This is a genomic window from Micromonospora phytophila (assembly GCF_023656545.1).
Taxonomy (GTDB): domain Bacteria; phylum Actinomycetota; class Actinomycetes; order Mycobacteriales; family Micromonosporaceae; genus Micromonospora; species Micromonospora phytophila.
In genome coordinates, this window is the sequence record NZ_JAMOKF010000285.1 from 1 (window position 1) to 7,248 (window position 7,248).

Genomic DNA, 7,248 nt, shown 5'->3' on the forward strand with positions numbered 1-7,248 from the left:
GGTCGCGTGCCGCAGCCGGCGTAGCCGGGCACGCGCGGGCGCGTCACGACGGGGGCCGGGGTGCCGGCGGCAACCGCCGCCCGGCACCCCGGGGTGTCACGACCCGCCCCCGGCGCCGCCCACGGCGTTCACCGCGGTCGAGGAAGATTCCCCGGCACTCCCCGCACTGGTCGATGACGACGCCGCTGCGTCGGATGCCGCCGCCAGCGCCCAGGTCGACGACACGGGCGACGCCCACCCCGACGCGGGCACTGCCGCCGGTCGAGCGCCCAGCGGACCGTCCCACTGGTCGAGCGGTGGCGGTCGAGTGCCCAGGGGTGGCCGCGGCACGGCGATCGCCCGTCGGGCGCTCGGGCCCGGGGGGCGGAAGGTGCTCGGCTAGGCTGGCCGGCCGGAGGTGGTGGCGGGTGCGGCAGGTGACGCCGGTGGCGACCGCGGCGGGACTGGTCGCCGGATACGCCTTGGACTCGCTCCTCGGTGACCCGCGCCGTTGGCACCCGGTGGCCGGCTTCGGCCGGGCCGCGGGAGCCCTGGAGCAGCGGATCTACCGCCCGGACCGGACGGCCGGCGCGGCGTTCACCGCGCTCGCCGTCGGTGCGCCGGTGCTGCTCGGGGTGGCCGCCACGCTGGCCACCCGACACCGGCCGGTCGCCCGGGCCGTGCTGGTGGCCGCCGGCACCTGGACGGTGCTGGGCGGGCGCACCCTGCGGCACGAGGCGACGGTGATGGGTGCTGCGCTGCGCGACGGTGATCTGCCCGCCGCCCGGCAGCGGCTCGGCCACCTCTGCGGCCGGGACCCGTCGGCGCTGGACGAGCCCGAGCTGGCCCGGGCCACCGTCGAGTCGGTCGCCGAGAACACCTCCGACGCCGTCGTCGCCCCGCTGCTCTGGGGCGCGGTCGCTGGCCTGCCCGGGCTGCTCGGCTACCGGGCGGCGAACACCCTCGACGCCATGGTGGGCCACCGCTCGCCCCGCTACGCCCGCTTCGGCACCCCGGCCGCCCGCCTCGACGACCTGTTCAACCTGGCACCCGCGCGGCTGACCGGGCTGCTCACCGTCGCCGTCGCGCCGACCGTCCAGGGCGACCGGCAGCGCGCCTGGCACGTGTGGCGGCGGGACCGCAACGACCACCCCAGCCCGAACGCCGGGCAGTGCGAGTCGGCGATGGCGGGCGCCCTCGGCGTACGGCTGGGCGGGCGCAACGTCTACTTCGGGCGCTCCGAGGTGCGCCCGTTCCTCGGCGACGGCCCCCGGCCGGAGGGCCGGCACCTGAAGCGGGCCGCCCGGATCTCCGGGGCGGTCGGGTTGGCCGCGCTCGGGGTGGCCGCCGCGTACCCGCTGAGCGTGGGCCGGCTGGTGAACGCCGTCGGGCGGCGCGGCCTGGCGGCGGTTCTCGGCTCCGCTCGCGGCGCGCACCCGGCCGCCGGGTGGCGTGCCGTCGCGGCCGGCCGGCGGGGGAGCGGGCGGTGAGCGGCGGGCTGCTGGTGGCCGGCACCACCTCCGACGCGGGCAAGAGCGTGCTCACCGCCGGCGTGTGCCGCTGGCTGCACCGGCGCGGCGTGAAGGTGGCGCCGTTCAAGGCGCAGAACATGTCCAACAACTCGGCGGTGGTGGTCGGCCCCGACGGCCGGGGCGGCGAGATCGGCCGGGCGCAGGCGATGCAGGCGGCTGCCTGCGGGCTCGCCCCCGACCTGCGGTTCAACCCGGTGCTGCTCAAGCCGGGCAGCGACCTGGCCAGTCAGGTGGTGCTGCTGGGCGAGGCGGTCGACACGGTCACCGCCGGCAACTTCCGCCAGCTGCGGCCCCGGCTCGCCGAGACCGCGTACGCGGCCCTGGCGGAGTTGCGCAGCGCGTACGACGTGGTGATTTGCGAGGGAGCGGGCAGCCCGGCGGAGATCAACCTGCGGGCCGGCGACTACGTCAACATGGGGCTGGCCCGGCACGCCGGCCTCCCCACGATCGTGGTGGGCGACATCGATCGGGGCGGCATCTTCGCCTCGATGTTCGGCACCCTCGCCCTGCTCGACCCGGCGGACCAGGCGTTGATCGCCGGCTTCGTGATCAACAAGTTCCGGGGCGACCGGGGGCTGCTCCAGCCGGGGCTGGACATGCTGCACTCGGTCACCGGGCGTCCGACGCTCGGGGTGCTGCCCTGGGCGCTGGACCTCTGGCTCGACGCGGAGGACTCGCTCGCCTACGGGCGGGTGCTCGGCCGCCCGGCCGCCCCGCACGGCACCGAATGGCTGGACGTGGCCGTGGTCCGGCTGCCCCGGATCAGCAACGCCACCGACGTCGAGGCGCTCGCCACCGAGCCGGGCGTCCGGGTGCGGCTGACCGTCGAGCCGGCCGAACTGGCCGCCGCGGACCTGGTCGTGCTCCCCGGCTCGAAGTCGACCGTGGCGGACCTCGCCTGGTTGCGGGAGACCGGCCTGGCCGACGCCGTGCTGGCGCACGTGGCGGCGGGCAAGCCGCTGCTCGGCATCTGCGGCGGCTTCCAGATGCTGGCCCGGGCGATCCACGACCCGGTCGAGAGCCGGCGGGGCAGCGTGCCCGGGCTCGGCCTACTGCCGATGGAGATCACCTTCGACCCGCGCAAGACCGTCCGGCAGTCGACCGGCCACGTCGCCGGCGACCTGCCGGTCCGCGGCTACGAGATCCACCACGGGTACGTCTCGACCGCCGATGCGGCGCTGACCCCGCTGCTGACCTGCGCGGACGGCAGCGGCGAGGGCGCGGTGGCCGGCGCCGTGCACGGCACCCACTGGCACGGCGCCTTCGAGTCCGACGGGTTCCGCCGCCGGTTCCTGACCGAGGTGGCCCGGCTGGCCGGCCGGCCCGGTTTCCGGGTGGCCCCGGACACCGCCTTCGCCGCCGTCCGCGAGCGTTCCCTGGACCTCCTCGGCGACCTGGTCGAGGAGCACCTGGACACCGACGCGCTGTGGCGCCTCATCGAGTCCGGCCCGCCCGCCGGTCTCCCCTTCATCCCGCCCGGCGCCCCGCCCGCCGCCCGCTGAACTCCGGCGCAGCGCCAGGCGGGTGATCGACACCGGGCCGGCGAGGTGGCGGCGTCGAGGACGCCCGGCCCCGCGTCGCCGCGTCAGTAGCGGATGTCGGCGGGGCGGTCGGACATCGGCAGCCCCACCTCGCGCCACGCCTGCACGCCGCCGATCATGTCGGTCGCCTTGTGCAGCCCCAGCGCCCGCAGGCTCGCCACCGCCAGGCTGGAGCTGTAGCCCTCCCGGCACACCACCACGATCTCCAGGTCGTACCCGGTGGCCTCGGGGATCCGCCAGGCGCTGGCCGGGTCCAGCCGCCACTCCAGCACGGTCCGGTCGATGACGATCGCCCCCGGGAGGTCGCCCTGCTCCCGGCGCTGCGCGTCGGTGCGGGTGTCGATCAGCAACGCCCCGGCGCGGACCGCCTCGACGGTCTGGGGCGGGGTCAGCCGGCGTACCCCGGCGCGGGCCTGTTCCAGGAGGGCGTCGACGCCCGGACTCATCACGCTGTGGGACACCAGCAGATCATCCCGCCGCAGCGGGGGGTCCGCCCGTCGAACGGCCCGCCCGCCACCGGCCGGCCCCGCGATTCCCCCGAACGAGCAGTCAGTCCCGCCCGGACCGGGCGGTGAGGGCGGCCGCGGTCACCCGGGCGAACCCCGCCGGGTTGTCCAGCATGACGTCGTGGCCGGCGGCCGGCACGGTCACCACGCTCACCCCGGCGTCGGTGAGCCCGTCCGGGTCGCGGACCGGGGAGCCCTGCTCGCCCTGGATGAAGGTCCGGGGAATCGGCAGGCGCACCAGCATGTGCCGCATGGTGGGTCGGGTCGCCGCGACCAGGTGCACCGCGCTGCGGTGCAGGCCGACCGGATCGGCGAGCCGCATGGTGGCGGCCCAGCGCGGTCCGACCCGGTCGAGCGTCTCGGCGAGACCGCCGGCGAGGAACTCGGACTCGGTGTACGCGTCGATGCCGCTGCCGCCGGCCTTCGGCGCCGGGCTCCGTTCGAGGTTCGCCTCCACCAGCACGAGTCGGCCGACCAGGTCCGGCCGGCGGTGGGCGAGCACGATCGCCACCGCCCCGCCCATGCTGTGCCCCACCACGTCCGCCCGCCGGACGCCGGCGCGGTCCAGCGCCGTCGCCAGGGCGGCGGCGTGGTCCTCCAGCGTGTAGTCGAGATCCGCCGGCCGGTCGCTCAGCCCGTGGCCGAGCAGGTCGACGAAGAGCGACCGGTGACCGGCCAGCTCGGGGCGGGTGGCCGCGGGCACGAAGTACGCCGCGGAGGCGGCCCCCAACCCGTGCAGGTACACCCGGGCCGGCTCGCCGCCGGCCACCTCCACCCACCGCAGTCGGGCCCCGTCCGGGCCCACCGTCGCGTCACGCATCCGCCGGCCGACACCTCCGCGCCGGGCGACCCCGGCTGGGAAACAATGGGCCGGTGCTCTACCCGGCGATCCGACATCGCGAACCTGCCGCTCGCCCGACCCGCCGGGCCGAGCCGGGCGTCGGTGGGGCGCCGTGCCGGACGCCCGCCCCGACCGGTTCGGCTCGGGCACGACCGCGCCCGCTCGGCGTGCTGCGGCCCGGGCCGGTGGGGCCGGCGTGACGGCGGTCGTGTTCGAGGCGTACGCCCGACTGGCCCGGCGCGTGCTGGCCGGGCCGGCGCGGTTGGGGCGGACCCGGCTGGTGGCGGTCGACGGGCCGAGCGGCGCGGGCAAGAGCGTGTTCGCGGCGCGGCTGGCGGATGCCCTCGCCGCGCTGTCCGGCGGCGAGCGGCCACCGGTGGTGCACACCGACGACCTGCTCGACGGCTGGGACGACCAGCTCACCTTCTGGCCCCGGCTGGAGGAGTCGGTGCTCGCGCCGCTGCGCGCCGGCCGGCCGGGGGCGTACCACCGGTACAGCTGGGTGCGCCGGAGCTTCCTGCCCCGGCCGGTGCCGGTGCCGGTCGCGCCGGTGCTCGTCGTCGAGGGGGTGAGCGCGGCGCGGGCCGCCGCCCGACCCGACCTCACCCTCGCGGTCTTCGTCACCGCGCCGGCGTCGCTGCGGCTCACCCGGGCGGTCGGGCGCGACGGCCCGGGCATCCTGCCCGAGCTGCGCCGCTGGCACGTCGGGGAGCGGGCGCACTTCCTCGCCGACGACACCGCGGCCCGCGCGGACCTGGTGGTCGACGGCGCCCCCACCCTGCCGCACGACGCCGCCCGCTACTACGTCCGGCGCGCCGGGGCTGCCGCGCGGGCTGCGTCGAAGGGCTCGGGCGGTGCCATCCGGTAAGGCCGGCATACGATGCCGGTCATGACCACACCGATCATGTCCGAGTCCGAGGTACGGGCCGCCGTCGAGCGGGAACTGCCCGGTGTCCGTGCCGACCTGGAACGCCTCGTCCGCATCCCCGGCATCGCGTTCGAGGGCTTCGACCACTCGCACGTGGAGCGCTCCGCCGAGGCGGTGGCCGAGCTGCTGCGCGGCTGCGGCCTCGACGTGAAGATCGTGCGCTCCGGTGGCCAGCCGGCCGTGATCGGCAAGAAGGCGGCCCCGCCCGGGGCGCCGACGGTGCTGCTCTACGCCCACCACGACGTGCAGCCGGTCGGCGACCTCTCGCTGTGGGAGTCCGACCCGTTCGAGCCGGTGGAGCGGGACGGCCGCCTCTACGGCCGGGGCGCCGCCGACGACAAGGCGGGCATCATGGCGCACGTCGCGGCGCTGCGGGCGTTCGGCGACGCGCTCCCGGTCGGCGTGGTCCTCTTCATCGAGGGCGAGGAGGAGTACGGCTCCGACTCGCTGGAGCGGCTGCTCGACGAGCACCGCGACGAGATCGCCTCGGACGTCATCGTGATCGCCGACTCGGGCAACTGGGACATCGGCGTGCCGGCGCTGACCACCTCGCTGCGCGGCATCGTCAACTGCTTCGTGGAGGTCCGCACCCTCGACCACGCCGTGCACAGCGGCATGTTCGGCGGCGCGGTGCCGGACGCGCTGACCGCGCTGGCGCGGCTGCTGGCCACCCTGCACACCGACGCCGGTGACGTCGCCGTCGAGGGTCTCATCGGTCGGGAGGGCGCCGTCGTCGACTATCCCGAGGACCGGATCCGCGCCGAGGCGGGGCTGGCCGAGGGCGTGGACTTCATCGGTACCGGACGGATCACCGACCGGCTCTGGACCAAGCCCGCGCTCGCGGTGCTCGGCATCGACGCCCCGGTCACCGGTGAGGCGCCCAACGCCCTGGTGCCGACCGCGAAAGCCAAGCTGAGCGTACGGCTAGCGCCGGGCGACGACCCGAAGCGGGCGTACGTGGCCCTGCGCGGCCACCTGGAGAAGCACGCCCCGTGGGGCGCGCAGGTGAGCGTCACCTTCGAACACGACGGCGACCCGTGTGTCATCGACGCCGTCGGCCCGATGTTCGATGCCGCCCGCTCCGCCTTCCGGACCGCCTGGGACGGCACCGACCCGGTGGACATCGGCGTGGGCGGCTCGATCCCGTTCATCGCCACCTTCCAGGAGATGTTCCCGCAGGCCGCGATCCTGGTCACCGGCGTGGAGGACCCGCACGCCCGGGCGCACGGCCCGAACGAGAGCCTGCACCTGGGCGAGTTCGCCCGGGTCTGCCTGGCCGAGGCGCTGCTGCTGCGGAACGTGGCCGAGGCGGGCACGGACCCGAGGTAGGTGTCGGAACCGTAACTTCGGGGTTGATGTGGGAGTTTGCGGTGTGTCGGGCGCGGGGCTGTTATAGCCTTTCGAACATGAGTACGAACGAGGTGATGGCCCGGCTCGGGGCCGCCGTCAGCGCTCTGGGGGACGTAGACGTCTCCGCGTGGCCCGAGGACACGCTCAAGGAACAGCTCGGTGAGCTTTCCGCCGCCCTGGTCGCGCTCGACACGGTGCTCTCCCGGGTCGCCGAGGAGGTCCGCGCCCGCGGGCTGCGCATCGAGGAGCCCGTCTCGGCCTGATGCCCGCGTCGGCCGTCGACGCCGGCGGTGGCCCGGGCACGGCAACGCCCGGTGGTGTCGGAGGTGGCTGGCAGGATGGAGCCCGTGCGGTTCCTCGACCTGGCAGCCACCTCCGCCGCCGTCGGCGCCACCCGCGCCCGACGGGCCAAGGTGGAGCTGCTCGCCGACGCGTTGCGGTCGCTCGACCCCGCCGAGGTGCCGGCCGGCTCGGGCTACCTGGCGGGTGAGCTGCGTCAACGGCAGACCGGGGTGGGCTGGGCGAGCCTGCGTGACCTGCCGCCGCCGGCGGCCGAGGCGTCGCTGACCGT

At 76.2% G+C, this 7,248-nt stretch carries 7 protein-coding genes and 2 pseudogenes; 6 read left to right on the forward strand and 3 right to left on the reverse strand.

Annotated elements, in window-relative coordinates; genetic code table 11:
• Positions 1-43: 43 nt before the first annotated feature.
• The gene (locus tag NCC78_RS32605; RefSeq protein WP_372495194.1) at positions 44-286 is read right to left on the reverse strand and encodes a zf-TFIIB domain-containing protein; all 243 of its coding nucleotides are present in this window, start codon (positions 284-286) and stop codon (positions 44-46) included.
• A 121-nt stretch (positions 287-407) separates the two neighbouring features.
• Between NCC78_RS32605 and NCC78_RS24810 the strand changes: the two genes are divergently transcribed.
• On the forward strand, positions 408-1,469 hold the full coding sequence (locus tag NCC78_RS24810) for a cobalamin biosynthesis protein (protein WP_250797395.1): 1,062 nt from the start codon (positions 408-410) through the stop codon (positions 1,467-1,469).
• A complete protein-coding gene (locus NCC78_RS24815; RefSeq protein WP_250797396.1) occupies positions 1,466-3,013 on the forward strand; it encodes a cobyric acid synthase in 1,548 nt (515 codons plus the stop codon). The genes NCC78_RS24810 and NCC78_RS24815 overlap by 4 nt, the downstream gene beginning before the upstream one ends.
• An 83-nt stretch (positions 3,014-3,096) precedes the next feature.
• Here the strand turns inward: NCC78_RS24815 and NCC78_RS24820 are convergent, their stop codons facing one another.
• Together NCC78_RS24820 and NCC78_RS24825 are read right to left on the reverse strand one after the other, a co-directional pair.
• Positions 3,097-3,498, reverse strand: coding sequence for a rhodanese-like domain-containing protein (locus NCC78_RS24820; protein WP_250797401.1), 402 nt, complete (start codon positions 3,496-3,498; stop codon positions 3,097-3,099).
• Positions 3,499-3,601: 103 nt separating this feature from the next.
• Positions 3,602-4,378, reverse strand: coding sequence for an alpha/beta fold hydrolase (locus NCC78_RS24825; protein WP_250797397.1), 777 nt, complete (start codon positions 4,376-4,378; stop codon positions 3,602-3,604).
• A 217-nt stretch (positions 4,379-4,595) separates the two neighbouring features.
• Here NCC78_RS24825 and NCC78_RS24830 point away from each other — a divergent pair.
• From NCC78_RS24830 to NCC78_RS24845, 4 genes and pseudogenes are all read left to right on the forward strand, one after another.
• A pseudogene (locus NCC78_RS24830) lies at positions 4,596-5,314 on the forward strand (uridine kinase family protein); the annotation flags it as partial.
• Positions 5,304-6,656 carry a dipeptidase gene (locus NCC78_RS24835; protein ID WP_250797402.1) on the forward strand — a complete coding sequence of 451 codons (1,353 nt, stop codon included), beginning with the start codon at positions 5,304-5,306 and terminating at the stop codon, positions 6,654-6,656. The pseudogene NCC78_RS24830 and the gene NCC78_RS24835, both read left to right, overlap by 11 nt.
• A 77-nt stretch (positions 6,657-6,733) precedes the next feature.
• Positions 6,734-6,940 (forward strand): hypothetical protein, encoded by a 207-nt coding sequence (locus tag NCC78_RS24840; protein WP_250797400.1) that lies wholly within the window; start codon positions 6,734-6,736, stop codon positions 6,938-6,940.
• 84 nt (positions 6,941-7,024) lie between these two features.
• Positions 7,025-7,248, forward strand: a pseudogene (locus NCC78_RS24845) (ATP-dependent DNA ligase); the annotation flags it as partial.

What these genes read in the sequence shown, in the direction of transcription:
- NCC78_RS24840 (WP_250797400.1), top strand. Translation starts at nt 6,734, where the DNA reads ATGAGTACGAACGAGGTGATGGCCCGGCTCGGGGCCGCCGTCAGCGCT.
- NCC78_RS24825 (WP_250797397.1), bottom strand. Translation starts at nt 4,378, where the DNA reads ATGCGTGACGCGACGGTGGGCCCGGACGGGGCCCGACTGCGGTGGGTG.
- NCC78_RS24835 (WP_250797402.1), top strand. Translation starts at nt 5,304, where the DNA reads ATGTCCGAGTCCGAGGTACGGGCCGCCGTCGAGCGGGAACTGCCCGGT.
- NCC78_RS24820 (WP_250797401.1), bottom strand. Translation starts at nt 3,498, where the DNA reads ATGAGTCCGGGCGTCGACGCCCTCCTGGAACAGGCCCGCGCCGGGGTA.